The 12,798-nt window shown below is 74.8% G+C and carries 11 protein-coding genes; 1 reads left to right on the top strand and 10 read right to left on the bottom strand.

The features are described from left to right. Positions 1 to 29: 29 nt before the first annotated feature. Positions 30 to 944, bottom strand: a complete 915-nt coding sequence (locus ACZ5GT_RS23645; RefSeq protein ID WP_469029154.1) for an SGNH/GDSL hydrolase family protein — start codon at positions 942 to 944, stop codon at positions 30 to 32. A 221-nt stretch (positions 945 to 1,165) separates the two neighbouring features. Here ACZ5GT_RS23645 and ACZ5GT_RS23640 point away from each other — a divergent pair, with 221 nt between their 5' ends. Beyond that, positions 1,166 to 1,927, top strand: a complete 762-nt coding sequence (locus tag ACZ5GT_RS23640; protein ID WP_469029151.1) for a DUF4097 family beta strand repeat-containing protein — start codon at positions 1,166 to 1,168, stop codon at positions 1,925 to 1,927. A gap of 23 nt (positions 1,928 to 1,950) precedes the next feature. Here the strand turns inward: ACZ5GT_RS23640 and ACZ5GT_RS23635 are convergent, their stop codons facing one another. The 9 genes from ACZ5GT_RS23635 to ACZ5GT_RS23595 all read right to left on the bottom strand — a co-directional run bounded on the left by ACZ5GT_RS23635 (position 1,951) and on the right by ACZ5GT_RS23595 (position 12,735). Beyond that, on the bottom strand, positions 1,951 to 4,185 hold the full coding sequence (locus ACZ5GT_RS23635; RefSeq protein ID WP_469029149.1) for a serine/threonine-protein kinase: 2,235 nt from the start codon (positions 4,183 to 4,185) through the stop codon (positions 1,951 to 1,953). A gap of 183 nt (positions 4,186 to 4,368) precedes the next feature. Then, a complete protein-coding gene (locus ACZ5GT_RS23630) occupies positions 4,369 to 5,253 on the bottom strand; it encodes a short-chain dehydrogenase/reductase (RefSeq protein ID WP_469029146.1) in 885 nt (294 codons plus the stop codon). A 22-nt stretch (positions 5,254 to 5,275) separates the two neighbouring features. Further along, entirely contained in the window at positions 5,276 to 5,731 is a 456-nt protein-coding gene (locus tag ACZ5GT_RS23625; protein WP_469029139.1) for a hypothetical protein, read from the bottom strand. Between the two features lie 95 nt (positions 5,732 to 5,826). Further along, complete coding sequence (locus tag ACZ5GT_RS23620; protein ID WP_469029133.1) at positions 5,827 to 7,458, bottom strand: phytoene desaturase family protein; 1,632 nt, start codon at positions 7,456 to 7,458, stop codon at positions 5,827 to 5,829. Continuing rightward, positions 7,451 to 7,960, bottom strand: coding sequence for an SRPBCC family protein (locus tag ACZ5GT_RS23615; RefSeq protein ID WP_469029128.1), 510 nt, complete (start codon positions 7,958 to 7,960; stop codon positions 7,451 to 7,453). The genes ACZ5GT_RS23620 and ACZ5GT_RS23615 overlap by 8 nt, the downstream gene beginning before the upstream one ends. A 176-nt stretch (positions 7,961 to 8,136) precedes the next feature. Next, a complete protein-coding gene (locus ACZ5GT_RS23610) occupies positions 8,137 to 9,027 on the bottom strand; it encodes an oxygenase MpaB family protein (RefSeq protein WP_469029125.1) in 891 nt (296 codons plus the stop codon). A 289-nt stretch (positions 9,028 to 9,316) separates the two neighbouring features. Beyond that, positions 9,317 to 9,487 (bottom strand): hydrophobic protein, encoded by a 171-nt coding sequence (locus ACZ5GT_RS23605; protein WP_324789575.1) that lies wholly within the window; start codon positions 9,485 to 9,487, stop codon positions 9,317 to 9,319. Positions 9,488 to 9,629: 142 nt separating this feature from the next. Beyond that, on the bottom strand, positions 9,630 to 10,187 hold the full coding sequence (locus ACZ5GT_RS23600; protein WP_469029118.1) for a Dps family protein: 558 nt from the start codon (positions 10,185 to 10,187) through the stop codon (positions 9,630 to 9,632). Between the two features lie 172 nt (positions 10,188 to 10,359). After that, positions 10,360 to 12,735, bottom strand: coding sequence for a SpoIIE family protein phosphatase (locus ACZ5GT_RS23595; RefSeq protein ID WP_469029264.1), 2,376 nt, complete (start codon positions 12,733 to 12,735; stop codon positions 10,360 to 10,362). Positions 12,736 to 12,798: the final 63 nt, after the last annotated feature.

Genomic DNA, 12,798 nt, shown 5'->3' with positions numbered 1-12,798 from the left:
CTCAGTGCCCGTCCCTCAGTGCGCGTGCCTCAGTGCCCGTGCCTCTTGCCCAGCCGTTGCAGCACCGCCTGCGCCATGGCCTCCTCGCCCTTGGCGTTGGGGTGGGCCGGGGCCGCCGGTGAGGTGGGCTGCAGCGGCTCGATCCAGCGGTCAGCGGGGGCCTTGCACATGTCGTGGCCGACCGTGGGCCCGTACGTGTCGACGTAGCCGGCGTGGTTGAGCTTCGCCACCAGGCGCAGCATCAGGTTGAGCCGCTTCTCGGTGTTCTTCAGGTAGGGGAAGTCCTTCGCCGCGAACGGCACGGTGGGGAAGCAGCCGCTGCCGTCGTCGGGCAGCAGGTCGGGATACCCGACGACGAGCACGCGCGCGTGCGGGGCCCGCTCGTGCACGGCCCTGAGCACCCGGGCCACCTTCGGCGCCGTCTCCAGCACGGCCAGCGCCAGCTCGTCGGTGCCGGAGGAGGTGTAGTGGCGCTCGCACGGGTTGCCCGTGAGGTCGGTGGTGCTCAGCCCGGCGCAGGTGGCGATGATGGAGCCGAACCCGACGTCGTTGCCGCCGATCTGCACCGTCACCAGGTCGGTGTCCCGCCGCACGGCGTCCAGCTGGGGCCCGTTGGTGCCCTGCGGTTTCCACATCTCCTCGGTGGTCGCCCCCGCACAGCTCACGTCCTCGAGGACGGCCCCGGGCCGCCGCTCCGCCACGAGCGAGGGGTAGTTGTGGTCGGAGCGGGCGCAATTGGCGTCCACCTGCCGGGGTATGAGCGGCCCGGAGGTGTAGGAGTCGCCGAGGGACACGTAGTGCGTGCCGCGGCCCGCTCCGCCGCCGTGCGCAGCCGCCGGTGCGGTGAGCACCAGGACCAGGGCGCAGCCGCTCGCCGCCGCCGCGGCGGCCTTGGTACGGCGGCGGCCTGACGCCGGTGCGGCTCGGTGCGTGTCACGCTTCACGAAGGGCCTCCTGATGAGAGCCGGCGGGCAGGCCGCGGCTCGCACGGCTGTCGCCTGGTCAACTGGCTTTGTGTACCGGTGGCTTTGTATACCGGCGGGTAGCGGCCGCGGGCCAGAGGCGTGCGGCAACGAGTCGGCCACTCATGACCCCGCCGGGCCGGGGCACCCGATGGTGCATGAAGGCGAAACCCACAAGGCGTCCTACAACGCGCCTGCCGCGCATGAGCGTTGTGCCGGTCGTGCTGTGCCTCGCCGCGGCGTGCGGCGGCTGCGACCACGGGGGACCCGGGGGTGCGGGAACCGGCGGTGCGGGAGCCGGTGCGCCCGGCAGCGGCGGAATTCCGGCCCTCGCGGCGTCGGGGGAGCGGCTGGTGATCACCACCGGCGACGGGCTGCGGCTGCGCGCCACCGACGGCCGGCGAGTCATCGTCGACGACCGCGTCCGCCGGCACTGGACCCACCACGACAACACCTGGACGCTCGACCTGTCGTGCGGCGAGCGGACGCGGGACGGCGCGCCGTGCCCCCGCATGCCCGAGGTGGACGTCCCCGGCGGGGTGAGCGTCACGGTCACCGCCCGCAACGCCGGCATCGACGTCTCCGGCGTCGCCTCCGCCCTGGACCTGACGACCGTCAACGGCGATGTGACAGTGACCCGTTCCGGACGCGCCGACGCCGCCGTACGGCTGGCCACCCGCAACGGCTCGGTGCGCGCGACGGCCCTGGAGGCGGGCCGGCTGCACGCCGGGACCGTCAACGGCGATGTGGTCCTGGCCTGCGCCGCCGCGCCGTCCCACGTCACCGGGACGACCACCAACGGCTCCGTCGACGTCACCGTGGAGCACGACGCGCCCGCGTACCGGGTGACCGCGGACACCGGCAACGGGCGCGCCACCGTGGCCGTCCCCACGCACGGCGCGGGCCGCGCCCGCACCATGACGCTGACCACGGTCAACGGGGACGTCGACGCGCGCCGGGACTGAGGAAGGCGGGCGCGGCCGTTGGTTCAGCGGACGTCGGCGACCGAGAACACGCCCGGCTCGGTGACCGCGTACAGCACCCCGCCCGCCCTCAGCGGCGGCACCTCGCTCGGCGACAGCTCCTCGAACGAACGGCCCTCGGTGTCGAAGGCGGGAGCGGTGCGTCCGATCTCCTTGCCGGTGCGCGGATCGAGGGCGAGCACGCTGGTGTCCGGCAGCAGGACGTACAGCCGGCCGCCGTGGATGGCCGGTGCGCTGAACACCCGCAGGCTGCGCGAACTGGTCCACAGGGGCTTGCCGCGCTTCAGGTCGAGGGCGAGCAGCGTCTCGTTGGCGTAGTCGAAGACGTACATGACGCCGTCGTGCACCAGCGGCGGGTTCTCCGGCTCCACGCTCCACGGGAACTCGATCCGGCGGGTGGTGCCGTCGCCGAGGTCCTGCGCGTACAAGGTCGCGGACACTCCGGTGTCGCCCTCCCAACGGGCGTAGTACGCCGTGTCGTCGTGGACCGTGGCGAGCCACAGGTCGGCCTGCGGGGCCTTCAGCGTGCGCAGCGTCCGGCCGGTGCGCGCGTCGAGACGGACGATCCCGCCGGAGCCGCCGCGCCGGTCGGCGTAGAGGGTCCCGCGCGACCCCGCGTAGAACGGTTTCGCCGAGCTCGACTTCAGCTTCAGCCGCCACAACTCCTCACCGGTGCGCGGCTCGTAGGCGGCGTAGCGCGCGGTGTCGGAGGCCCCGATCTGGTCCAGGCGCACCAGCAGGACCCCGCTGAGGTACGTGTACGAGCCGACCGGGCCGTCCAGATGCCACCGCCGCTTGCCGGTCCTGGCGTCGAAGGCGTCGATGCCCTCGGAGCGGTCGGCGGAGGCCGTGTAGGCCACGCCGCCGTGGACGACGGGGCGGTTCAGCGAGAAGGAGTGGGGCTGGGCGCCGGCCATGGGTTTCGTCCAGTCCACCCGGCCCGTGGCGGGGTCGAGGCGCATCAGCGCGATCCGCGGGGAGGAGCAGAAGACACCGAGCGCGTCGGGTGTGCACACGGGGCCGATGCCGAAGTTCTTGTCGGCGTCGGCCTGCGGGTCGTACCGCCACGGCTTCCAGCCGGACGGAACGTCACCGGACGCCGCCCGCACTTCGGTTGTGCTGCCACTCGTCCCGGCCGCGCTCGTGGGTGCGTGGTCGCTGCGGACCACGACCGTCCCGGCCACGACCGTGCCGGTCACCGCCAGGACGGTCGCCGCCGCGAGCGCGGCCCACAGCTTCCCGCGGCGCCGTCGCCGTCCCGGCTGCCCGGACGCGGGGGAGGGCGGCGCCGGGGACGCCGGTGGCACCAGCGACACCGTCGGCGTGGTCACCGGTCCTGGGGAGGGCCGTTCACCGCGTTCGTGGGCGGGGTCCTGGACCGGCTCGGGCCCTTCGACGCCGCCTTCCTGGTCCGGCGGCCGCGCCGGCAGGCCGGTCAGCATCCTGAGGGCCTCGCCCGACGTGGGCCGCCGCTCCGGTTCCTTCGCCAGGCAGGCGGCCACCAACGGCCGCAACGGCTGGGGCAGTCCGTCCAGCCGGGGCTCGCTGTGCACCGTGTTGTACGCGGCGAGATAGGCGTTCTCCGCCTCGAACGGGCTGCGCCCGGTGGCCGCGTACACCAGCACCGCGCCCAGCGCGAAGACGTCCACGGCCGGGCCGACCTCGCGCGGGCGGCTGAACTGCTCCGGCGCCATGAACGGCGGCGAGCCCATCACGATCCCGGTCTGGGTGCGCACGTCGCTGCTGGCGGCACGCGAGATGCCGAAGTCGATGACCCGCACCGCCCCGTCGTCGCTGCCGCCCTCCAGCAGCAGCACGTTGCCCGGCTTGAGGTCCCGGTGCACGACCTCCGCGCGGTGGATCTCCCGCAGCGCCTCGGCGAGTTCGGTGCCCAGGCGGCGCAGCGACGGCCAGTCCAGGGGGCCGGAGTCGGTGACGCGCTCGGCGAGCGTGCGGCCGGGGACGAACGCCGTCGCCATCCACGGCCGTTCCGCGTCCGCGTCGGCGTCGACGACGGGCGCGGTGAACGCGCCGCTGACCCGGCGCGCCGCCGCGATCTCCTGCCGGAACCTGGCTCGGAACTCGGCGTTGTCCGCGTACCTGGCGTGGACGACCTTGACGGCCACGGCCCGCCCCGACACCGACCGGCCCAGGTAGACGACGCCCATGCCGCCGGTCCCGATCCGCGCCTCGATCCGGTAGCCGCCGACGGACCGCGGATCGTTCTCACGCAGGGTCACCGCATCTCCTCCACAGGCCCGGGCGGGTCCGGTCGGCCTCGTATGGCATGGACCGCTCACTCTACTGGCCGCCGTGCGACGCGACTTCGGCGGACAGGCGGTGAGCAGCGGCGCGGCGGAGAGGTCGATGGAGCGGGGAGGGACAGGCGGCATCGCCCCGGCCGGAACGGGGCGGACGAGCCGTCAGCCGGTGCCCGCCGAGCGGTCGGCCGCGCGGTCGGCCGCGCCTCCGGCGCCGAGCAGGCCGGTCGCGGGGAAGGCGTCCCGGGCGTGGCGCCGCGACGCGAGGCGCGACCGGCGCAGGACGAGCGGCGGCAGGGCGGTGCGCGCGCCCTGCGCGAGGCGCAGCCAGGCGGGGAAGTAGACGGCGGTGCTGCGGCGTTCGACCGCCCGGACCAGCCGGGCGGCGGCGGCCGGGGCCGGGCTGACGCGGCGGGCCGGCGGCGGCATCTGGGCGCGCAGTTCGCGCAGCACCGGATACCGCTTCGCGTCGCGGATCATGTCCGTGTCGATCCAGTTGAGGTAGGCCGTGCCCACGGCCGTCCCGTCGGGGGCGGTCTCGGCGCGCAGCGCGTGGGCGAAGGCCTCGACGCCCGCCTTGGAGGCGCAGTAGGCGCTCATCCGCGGGGCCGCGCCGATCGAGGCCAGCGAGGCGATCTGCAGGTAGTAGCCGCGAGTGTGGGTCAGGTCGGGCAGGAAGACGTGCGCGGTGAACGCGCTGCCCGTCAGGTTGACGTCGATCACGCGCCGCCACCGGGCGAGGTCGGCCGTGGCGAAGGGGCCGCCCTCGGCGATCCCCGCGTTGGCCACCACGACCGACGGGCGGCCGAGCCCGGCGCGGACCCGCGCGGCCGCCTCGCGGAGGGCCGCCGCGTCCGTCACGTCGACCTCCAGCGCCATGGCCGGCGTCGGCAGGGACGCGGCCAGCGCCTCCAGGCGCGCTCCCTCGTGACCGAGCAGGGCCAGGCGGGCGCCCCGGCGGGCCAGTTCCCCGGCCAGGGCCGTCCCCAGGCCCCGTGCGGCTCCCGTCACCACGACGGTGCGGTCCCTCAGCGGGCTGTCGTGCATGGCTCAGGACCTCTCCGTGCGGTCACGTCCCGGGCGTGACGCCGGGCCGGGCGGTGTGGTTCGGGTCGCCGACGGTGCGGCGGGCCTCCTTCATCTCCGCCTCGTACAGGTGGTCGCGGCCCGCGGCGAGGTCCTCGACGACGGCGCGGCTGAGGTCGCGGAACGCCTCGTAGTAGGTCCTGTCGTACGCCTCGACGATCTGGAAGGACCAGTGGCCGGGGATGACGTTGCGCCCGATGACCTCGGTGCGGACCTTCTCCGCCCATTCCGGGTGACCGGCCTCGCGCAGCAGGGCGACCGCGCGGTCCAGCTCCAGGTCCGCGGTGCCGGTCAGCTGGTGGAAGTCGTACAGGCGGCCTCTGGCCCGTTCCGTGGTCTCCAGCGCCTTCGACAGGGCTCCGAGCGCTTCCACCGTCGCGTCGTCGACGTTCGCGGGACGCCGGTGCGCCGCGTCGGGTCCGTCCTGGGGGATGTGCATGGTTCGTTCCGTTCTCTCGCGTCCGTGTGGGTCTGTCTGCGTATAGCTGGGTGTGTCGGCGTGTGTCGGAGCGCTGTGCGGCGTCCCGGCCGGCGTCAGCGCGGGGCCGGATGCTTGCGGCCGGTCCGGTCGCGGTGGGTGAGCAGGCGCTGCGCCGTGGCCAGGCCGAGCCGGCCGGAGGCGCGCAGCGCGACGCGCGCGGCGTTGGCGCCGCAGGCTCCGTGCACGCCACCGCCCGGGTGGGCGCCGGCGGAGGCCAGGTACAGACCCTTCACCGGGGTCTCGGGACGGCCGCTGCCGGGCACCGGACGGAAGACGAGCTGCTGGTGGACGGCGGTGGTGCCGCCGTTGATGGCGCCGCCGTCCAGGTTGGCGTCCAGGGACTGCAGGGTCGTGGGCGCCAGGACGCGCCGGGCTCGGACCAGGCCGCGGAAGCCCGGGGCGAACCGCTCCACCTGGCGTTCGACGCGGTCGGCCATGACCTCCTGCTCGCGGGCGTCCCAGGAGCCCGTGATCCCCTCCTGCCCGGCGTCGGCCCGGATGTCGCGTGGGACGTGGGTGTAGGCCCAGGCCGACTCCGTGCCCCGGGGCGAGCGTGCGGCGTCCGCGGTGGTCATCTGGCCGAACAGCAGGAAGGGGCGGTCCGGCACCCGGTGCCGGGCGATCTGGGCGGCGAACCGGGTCAGCTCGTCGATCCCGCCCGCCAGGTGGACGGTGCCGGCCCGCCGGGCCCGCTCCGCCTGCCAGGGCACAGGGCCGTCGAGCGCCCAGTCCACCTTGAACGTCGAGAAGTCCCACTGGAAGCGCCGCAGGTCGTCCAGGAGCTGGGCGGGCAGGTGCTCGGCGTCGACCAGCCCGCCGTACAGGGCGGGCGCCGGCACGTCGGCGAGGACGGCACGGCCGGCGGCGACGGTGTCCCCGCCGGCCGTGCGCACGCCGACGGCCCGCCCGCCGCGCACCACGACGCTCTGCACGCGCTGCCCGCACCGCACGCTCCCGCCGCGCGCCGCCAGCCGTCGCACCAGCGCCCCGGTCAGCGCCCCGGAGCCGCCGACCGGCACCGGGAAGCCGTACGTCTGGCCCAGCATCGACATCAGCCAGCCGAACCCTCCGCTGCCGGTGGACTCCGGCGCCAGGTCGGCGTGCAGCGCGTTGCCGGCCAGCAGCAGCCGGCCCCCTTCGCCGCGGAACTCCTCCTCGCCCATCCGCCGTACCGGCAGCGCCAGGGTGCGCGCCATCCGCAGCCCGCCCGCGGCGCGCAACCGCAGCGCCAGCCGGACCGCCGCCCGCACCGGCGGGAACGGCGTGAACAGGGCGTCCAGCAGATCCGGACGCACCCGCTCCCATGTTTCGTGCAGACCGCGCCAGGCGTCGCCGTCCCCGGGCGCGAACGCCTCCAGCGAGGCCGCCGTGGCGTCCACCCGGCGCTCCAGGACGGCACAGCTGCCGTCGTCGAAGGGGTGGGCCAGCACGCTGGGCGCGTGCGTCCAGCGCAGGCCGTGGTCCTGCAGCCGCAGCCCGGCCAGGATCGGAGAGGCGGCGGCCAGCGGATAGAAGGAGCTGAAGAGGTCGTTGACGAAGTCGGGGTCGACGCCCGTGTCGTGCCGCACCGCACCGCCGGGCTCCGGCTGCTCCTCCAGCACCTCGACGCTCCAGCCGGCGTCCGCCAGCAGGTTCGCCGCCACCAGCCCGTTGGGGCCGGCCCCGATGACGACGGCGTCAGGCATGACCCTCCGCCCTCCCGGCCGTCCGCAGGGCTCCGGTCACCGCCGGGCCGGGCCGGCCGGGTACGACGGTGCGCTCCGCCTCGCACACCTTGGCGAGGCGGGCCAGCATGGCGCGATGGCGCACCTGGATGAACGCCTCGACGGCCCAGTTGTGCAGGACGCCGCCGGCGCCCCGCAGCGGGTGCTCGTCCACGAAGACGAGGCATTCGTCGCCCCACGGCCGCAGCTCGATGGCGATCCGCGCGGTGCCGAGGAACCCCGCGTGGGCCTCCAGTTCGACGGCGGCCCCCTCCTGGCAGCCGCGGACGACGGTCTCGTTCCGCAGAACCACCGGACCCAGGTTCACCTCGTAGCCGAGCGCCGAGCCCACCTCGGGCCAGTCTCCCCGCAGCGGGCGGGACGCGCTCGTGCCCACCACCCATTCGGCGTACCGCTCGGGATCGGCGAGGACGGACCACACCGTGGCCGGACTCTCCTTGATCAGTCGATGCCGCACCGCCACAGGTGCCTCCCTGGTCACTCGCCCGGCGTGTCGTCGCGGCCGAGTGCCCCGGGCGGGACGGACGAATCACTTCCCCCGTCCGCCCGCCCGTCCGCCCGTCCGTCCGACCGACGGGCCGCCCGACCGGCCGGGCGCCCCGCGACGCCCGCCGCGCCCCGCCGTCGGTCAGCCGCCGGTCAGCCGGTGGCCGGGGCGGACGCGGGCCGCGAGGGCGCCATCGCCCACCGCACCGCCGAGGTGACGGCGGTGCCGAGCGGCCGCACGCACCACTCGTCGACCACCGGCAGCCTGGGCAGGCGCAGCTCCCGGGCGGCCCAGGACGGCAGCAGCGACACGGCGTTGGCCGCCAGGACGCCGTACGGCAGCCGCGCGGCGAGCGGCACCGGCGGGTTCAGGAGCAGGAAACGGGCGGCCTGACGGGCCTGCTCGGAGGCCCGCAGCTCCGGACGGTAGCCGTCGAGCACCCGCGCGAGTTCCGCCCGGGTCGTCGGCGGGCCGGTCACCCCCAGCGCGGCCGCGACCCGTGCGGTGTCGGCGACGTAGGCGTCACAGCCGGACGCGGACAGCGGCCGCGCGCCGTAGCGCTGGTGCGCGCGCAGGAAGCTGTCGACCTCGGCGGCGTGCACCCAGCCCAGCAGACGGGGATCGGCGGCGTGGTACGCCTCGCCCTCCGGGGTCACGCCGCGCACCCGCTCGTGCACCGCCCTGACCTGCTCGCAGGCCTCCTGCGCGTGTGCCGCGGTCCCGTAGGTGGTCACCGCCAGGAAGGTGCTCGTCCGCTGCAGCCGGCCCCAGGGGTCCCCGCGGTAGCCCGAGTGGGCGGCCACGGCCGCCATGGCGAGCGGGTGCAGGGACTGCAGCAGCAGCGCGGACAGCCCGCCGATGAACATCGAGGCGTCGCCGTGCACCCGGCGGACGGGACGCTCCGGCCCGAACCAGCGCGGGCCGGGAGTGCGGTGGATACGGTCGCGGTTGCGGGGGCCGTCCGGGCCGGCCACACGGGCGAACAGGCCGTTGCCCAGGTGCTCCCGCAGACCTGCCGCGCCGGATCCGATGCGTTTCCTCAAGGCCGGGCCCTCCTGACTGCTCGACGACGGCCACGGTGATGTCCGCGACGCCGACGCCGACGGCGGCGTGGCGCCGGACCGGCCGCCGGACTCCATTGTTCCGCGGTGCCCGGGCACCGCCGGGGCCGGATCGGCAAGGATCATGGTGAATTCCCCGGCGAAAGAGCACGGCCGAGCGTGGCGGCCGGCGCACGGCCATAGTACGGCCGGTGCGCGGCCTTTCCGGAAATAGTGAGCGGGTCCCGTCGGCATTGTGCCCACGGGACCCGCTCATGTGTCGCGCTCTGTTCTACCAGCGGTACCAGCGGCTCCGTCGGCCGCCTGTCTCCGCGCTCCGCAGCACGAAGCCCAGCAGCCACACCACGAGCACCACGACGGCGATCCACCACAGGGCCTTGAGCGCGAATCCCGCGCCGAAAAGAATCAGGGCCAGCAGAAGAACGAGAAGCAGGGGAACCATGATTATCAACCTCCGAGACTTCTGGTGCCCGGGGAAATCCGGTTCACGCCTCGAATTCCGGCTGTTTGTTTCGGTTACGGCCGGGAATTCGAGGATGCCGCGCATTCCCGGGCGACGGGCAGGGCGACGGTCAGAGCGACGGTCAGGACTTGGCGGCCCTGGCGGCGTCCTGCTCGGTGTCGGCGCGAGCCGTCGTCAGCGAGCCGCCGGCGTTCTCCAGGTGCGCCCGGACGAACCACTGGAACTGCTCCAGGTCCCGCAGCTGCTCGATGAGCAGGTCCTCCGTCGCCGGGTCGATCTCCCCGACGACCTTGATCGCGGAACGCACGTCCTCGATCAGGCCGGTGTACACGACGTCCAGCGCGCCGAGGTGCGCGATGGCCTCCTCGCGGCCGATGGAGTAGTCGTCCCAGGCGCGCTCCTTGACCAGCGCCCCGGGCGTGCCCTGCGCGACCCCGCCGAGGGCGGCGATGCGCTCGGCGACGTCGTCGGCCATGTCGCGCACCCGGTCGACCTGCGGGTCGATCATCTGGTGCACGGCGATGAAGTGCGGCCCCACCACGTTCCAGTGGACGTGCTTCAGGGTGAGGTGGAGGTCGTTCAGGGCGTGCAGCCGCAGGCGGAGGACGTCGATGAGCCGACCGGCCGCCTCGCGCTCGATGCCCGGCACCGTGTACTTGGGGGTGAGGTCCTTCGCCATGTTCACATCTCCTTCTCCGTGGGGTGAGACAGGAGTTCTGGTGCCCCGCCGCCGCGGAGGCAGACCTGTGACATGGCGCTCGTGCACTGATCGGACCAGCACCGCCGAGCCCGGTCAGGTGACGCCCGCCGCCCGCCGCCCGCCGCCCGCCCGCACGCCGAGCCGGCGCCGCCTACGCCACCCGCACCCCCACGATGCAGGTGTCGTCGTCGGTGTCGGACCTGCTGTAGGTCAGCAGCCGGTCCAGTTGCTGGTCCAGCGTGGGCGGCACCGTACGCGCGGCCGTCAGGAGCTGGGCCAGCGACTCCTCCACGGACCGGTCACGGCGTTCGATCAGGCCGTCCGTGTACATCAGCAGCGTGTCGTCGACGGCCAGCTGGATCTCGTGCTCCTCGTACGTCGCCTCCGGCAGCGCGCCGAGCAGCAGGCCCTTGAGCAGGGGCAGCGCCGCCGCGTCGGAGCCGCGCACCAGGACGGGCGGCAGGTGACCCGCCCTGGCCCAGCGCAGGGTGCGCCGCTCGGGGTCGTACAGGCCGCAGACCGCCGTCGCCGTGACGGCGCCGGTCAGGTGGTGGGCCACCATGTTGAGCCAGGACAGCAGCTGGCCCGGCCCGGCGCCCGTCACGGCCAGCCCGCGCAGCGCGTTACGCAGGACGACCATGCTGGTGGCCGCCTCGATGCCGTGCCCGGCGACGTCCCCCACGCACAGCAGCACCAGCCCGGACGGCAGCACCACCGCGTCGTACCAGTCGCCGCCGACCAGTTGCTGCGTCTCGGCGGGCCGGTAGCGCACGGCCACGCGCAGGCCGGGAGCCTCCAGCGGGGCCTGCGCGGGCGGCATGATGGCGTGCTGCAGCTGCAGGGCGAGCCGGTTGCGTTCGCTCGCCTGCTGCTCGGTGTGCGCGAGCTGGTCGCGGGTGGCGGCCAGCGCGACCTCCGTCCAGTGGTGGGCGGAGATGTCCTGGTAGGCGCCCCGTACGACGAACAGCCGGCCGTCGGAGTCCAGGACCGGCTCGGCCACCACCCGGATGTGCCGGGTCACCCCGTCGGGCCGCTGCAGCCGGAACGCCGTGGACGCCGGCCGGCGACCGTTCACCAGGGTGCGCAGGAACCTGCCGATGGCCACGGCGTCGTCCGGGTGGGCGTGGGCGGGCAGGTCCTCCAGCGGTACCGGGCCGAGGGTGACGGGCCTGCCGTAGAGGCTGTACAGCTGCCCGTTCCAGGTGATCTCACCGGTGAGCAGGTTCTCCTCGAAGCCGCCGATACGGCCGAGGCGCTGGGCGTGCTGGAGCAGGCTTGCCAGGCGCGCCGTCTCGTCCTCTATGCGCCAGATCAGCAGCACGCTGCCGCCGTGGCGGCTGATGTTGATGTCGGCGACCGCCGCCAGCGGGACGTCGTCCACCAGGGCGGTGAGCCGCATGCGGTGGGCACGGAACGGCTCGCCCGTGGCGTAGACCCGCTCGACCTGCTCGAACAGCTCGCTGTCGCCGGCGGCCATCGGGTACGCCTCCAGCAACAGGGCGCCGTTGACCACACCGCGCGGCCGGCCGGCCGGGTCGAGGAAGCGGCTGTTGACGTGGTGGATGCGGAAGTCGACCAGCTCCCCGGCCGGGTCCAGGTGCGGCACCAGCACCAGGGCCGGGTCGTGCAGCCCGTCGGCCAGCGCCGTCAGCTCGGCGACGTCGGGCAGCAGGCGCGGCGTCGGATCGTCGTCCGGCTGGGGCAGGGCGTGGTTCTCCAGGGTGTGCGCGCACAGCTCGGCCAGCGCCTCGACCTGCCGGACGATCTGCGGCGGCTGCGGCTCCAGCGGCGCGGGCCAGACGATCTCCAGCACGCCGTGGATCCGGCCGCCGTTGCTCGCCGGTACGGCGACCCGGCCGCCGTCGGGGTGATGGTGCTGGCCGATGGAGGGCAGGCCGGTCTCCGACAGGCAGCCGATCCACCGGCCCGACCGCTCGCCCAGCCCGCGCCGGGCCACCGTCGCCACGCCCGGCGGCACGTACCGCCAGCGTCCCGCCTCCGCGACGGAGAACCCGGCGCTGCCCGCCAGGGTGAGCGAGCCGTCGGCGCCCAGCGCCCAGATCGCCACCGCCACCGCGCCGAGCGGTGTCAGGGCGTGCTCAAGCAGCGAGTCGGCCACCGCCTGGGCGTCGTCGGCGGCCAGCGCACCGCTCTCGGCGGCCCGCAGCCGCACGGCGGAGGACTCACCGTCCCGCGCGTCGTCCCCGGTACGGTCCGACGTGGCCGCGAGGAACGCGGTCGTCACCTCGGACAGCCGGTCCCGCGAGGCCTGGTTGATGACCTCCACCGCGAACTCCAGCGGCGTGACGCCCGCCTGCTCGGTCAGCTCGGCCAGTTGCCGCGCCGCCTGCGCCGGCCCGCACCCCAGCCGCTCGACGAGGATGCCCTTGGCCAGTTCGATCAGGGCACGCCCCTCCGCCTCCGCCTGCGCCTCCCGCACCTCGCGGCGCAGCCGCTGCACGGTCGCCGCGAGCCGGCCCACCGGCGTGGCCCGGCCGTCCGCGTCCGCGTCCGCCTTCTCGCCGATGCCGGCACCGGCGCCGAGGACGGCGGCACCGGCATGGCCGCCGCGGGCGGCGGGCACCGCGGC

The sequence above is a fragment of the Streptomyces sp. NPDC031340 genome, from assembly GCF_055569945.1.
The sequence above is the reverse complement of the archived record's forward strand: the minus strand, read 5'-3'. Positions and strand labels throughout refer to the sequence as shown.